Origin of the sequence: Mycobacterium sp., assembly GCF_035314665.1 — a bacterium.
Lineage (GTDB): Bacteria > Actinomycetota > Actinomycetes > Mycobacteriales > Mycobacteriaceae > Mycobacterium.
In genome coordinates, this window is record NZ_DATFZD010000251.1 from 1 (window position 1) to 2989 (window position 2989).

General features: G+C 65.5%; 4 protein-coding genes. All 4 read right to left on the reverse strand.

Annotated elements, in window-relative coordinates:
- The coding region (locus VKI00_RS18095) for an epoxide hydrolase (protein WP_324439759.1) at positions 1-898 on the reverse strand (898 nt) is incomplete at its 3' end.
- A gap of 386 nt (positions 899-1284) precedes the next feature.
- Entirely contained in the window at positions 1285-1497 is a 213-nt protein-coding gene (locus VKI00_RS18100) for a hypothetical protein (RefSeq protein WP_324439761.1), read from the reverse strand.
- Between the two features lie 191 nt (positions 1498-1688).
- Entirely contained in the window at positions 1689-2132 is a 444-nt protein-coding gene (locus tag VKI00_RS18105) for an SRPBCC family protein (protein ID WP_324439763.1), read from the reverse strand.
- Between the two features lie 4 nt (positions 2133-2136).
- Positions 2137-2989, reverse strand: an 853-nt coding sequence (locus VKI00_RS18110) for a lysylphosphatidylglycerol synthase transmembrane domain-containing protein (RefSeq protein WP_324439765.1), incomplete at its 5' end; no start/stop codon positions are given.

Genomic DNA, 2989 nt, shown 5'->3' on the forward strand with positions numbered 1-2989 from the left:
TCACGTTGGTCAACAGCCGGTCTCGGCTGATGATGCGGTCGGGTGGCACGTCGCGCGGGTGGGTCCATTCGCGGAACTTGTCCATGATCCAGGCCAACTGCCCTACCGGCGAATCAGTGAGCCCGTACCCCAGGGTCTGGGGACGGGTCGCCTGGATGGCGATGTAGCCGAACTCTTCGCGCATGAAGGCCTCCACGCGGGCGATCCGGTCGCGTTCCATCGGTGACAGGGTGGCCATGACCTCGTCGGGCAGCGGTACCTGGGGGAATCCGCCCGGGCCGCCGTTGGTGTGGACCCCGACAACGCGTGTCGGGGCTACCCGGGCGATCTCCGGGGCCACGGCCGCGCCGATATCGCCGCCCTGGGTGCCGTAGCGCGCATAGCCCAACCGTGTCATCAACGCGTCCCATGCTGCGGCGATCTTCGCGGTCGTCCAACCCGATTCGGCTATCGGACCGGAAAACCCGAACCCGGGCAGCGCCGGAATCACCACGTCGAAGGCGTCGGAGCGGTCACCGCCGTGGGCTGCGGGATCGGTCAACGGGCCGATGACATCGAGGAACTCCACCACCGAGCCCGGCCAGCCGTGGGTCAGGATCAACGGCAATGCATCGTCCTCGGGTGAGCGGACGTGCATGAAGTAGGTCTGTTGACCGTCAATGACCGTTGTGAACTGCGGGATTTGATTCAGTTCGTATTCGGCGGCCCGCCAGTCGTAATCACGGCGCCAATACTCGACGAGCTCGCGCAACCAGGACACCGGAACCCCGGTATCCCACCCGTCGCAGGGAAGCGGCGCCGGCCATCGTGTTTCGTCGAGCCGACGATGCAGCCAATCGATCTCCGTCTGGGCAATGTCAATTCGGAACGAGTGCACGTCCCCGCGTGTGGTGGTCATAACGACGACGCTAGACACTACTTAGGACAGGGGCTGTCCTAAAACTCCCCGTGGTCGTGGCCGAGAGTGCAACGCAGTGGAGTCACGAGTTGTATCCCCGGCCACCATCTGCGAACAGTGTGGCCACGCAGCAGCGGAGAATCGCGTCACCCAAGCAGAATTCGCCTGCCAACGCCGCGGTCACACCGCTCAGTCCGACGAACATGCCGCACGCTACATCCTCCGGGCTGGACTGGCCCTCGGAGAAGTCACTATGGACAAACGCCTCTCGAGAGAGGCGGCAATATGCAATATGCGATTGCGCGTCCGATTCCGAACGCGGCAGCCGGCTCTGGGACAGGCGGTGTCCGCTACTTCCCGCTAGGCGCGCAACGTGATTCGGGCGGTCACCGAGGTTCGCCATGTTGGCGAGGCCGTAGCACAGCCGGTGTTTGCGTGCTGGTCGCAACATCGCGTGCCGCGGCCACAAGCACTCCTTCGTTGAGCTGCCATGCCCGCACAGTGTTGGTTCGCCACCCGGCCTCCCGGTAGGGCTCGTCGGCAGCGATCGTTTCGGCTTCCTCACGCGAATCCGCGCGCACGATGCTCAGCTGAGGCATAGCGACATGCCACTGAACTGCTACTCAAGAGCGACAATACGGGCCGTAGATCAGCATGTCGGTGCCGGCGCCCCCGGTGCAGGCGACGCCGCCGCTGTACACCACCCATAATTCGCATCACGGATAATTCGGGCGGTGCAACGGGGTTTGACACCCACAACTATGACGCCAAGCAGGCTGGCCCCGGCCGATTAGTGGCCCTTCTTGACCTCGAGCACCCGCTCGCGCAAGCCCTGTGTGGCCGTATCCATCAGACCTTTGGTTCCCTTCTTGATCAAGAATCCGGGGAGGGGCACGAGTGGGTCGACGGTGAGTTCGAAGCGGACCCGGGTGCAGTCGCCCTCGGACGTCAGCGTGTAGCGGGCGTCCTGCGCGCGTTGTTGTTTGGCGCTGACCAGTGTCCAGCTCACGCCGTCGTCATGAACGGTGTAAGCCAGCACCTGCTCGTCGCTGATGCCGACGATCCTGACGACCTGCCGGGACTTGCTCGGGCGGCCCCGGTCGTCCCGCTCGAGGACTTCAATCCTTTGGTGGGCCGGGGACCATTCGGTCAGCGACTCGAGGTCGAACAACACGTCCATGATCTCGTCGGGCGTCGCCGCGATGACGATTTCCCGGGATTCGGTGACGGCCATGGCGCTAGATCATCTCGTTTTTCGTCAGCCAGCGCATTATCGGCCACCCGATGAACACCGGCAGCCAGCAGGTCAGCACCCGGTACAGCAGTACGGACGGCACGGCGATGGCCGCGGGCAGTCCGAACGCCGCCAGACCACCGATCAGCGCCGCTTCGACCGCGCCGACGCCTCCGGGCGTGGGTGCGGCGGAGGCGAGGGTTCCGCCGACCATCGTCACGACGGTAACGGTGACGAACGAGGTGTGACCGCCGAAGGCTTCGACGCTCGCCCACAGGGCCAACGCTGCACCGAGAGTCGTTCCGGCGCAGCCGAGTACGATCAACGCCAGCCGCTTGGGTTCGCGGGCGAGTTCGGCGAGGTCGCCGATGACCTCCTTGAGCCGGGGCCGCACCGCCGTCCCGAGCCACAACCGCAGCCTGGGTACGAACAGGAACGCGCCGACCAGCCCGAGGGCCAGCCCGGCGATCAGGTACAGCACCGTGGCAGAGGGCACGAAGTGCGACAGGTCGGCCGACGCGCCGGCGGCGAAAGTGAAGAGGATCAGGAGTGCGACGTGGGTGATCACCTGCACCGTCTGCTGAAGCGCCACGGCTGCGGTGGCGCGCAGGGTACCCAGACCGGCCTTGTGCAGGAAACGTGTGCTCAGCGCCAGGCCGCCAACGCCGGCCGGCGTCGTGGTCGCGGCGAAGGTGTTGGCCACCTGCATGATTACCAGATTCTTGAAGCGCACCAACCCGTCGGCGCAGGCCCACAGTGCGGTGGCCGCTCCGACGTACGTCAGCGCCGACACCGCGAGCCCGAGCAATGCCCACCACCAGTTCGCGGTCCGCAGCTCGGAGAAGAACGTCGGCACC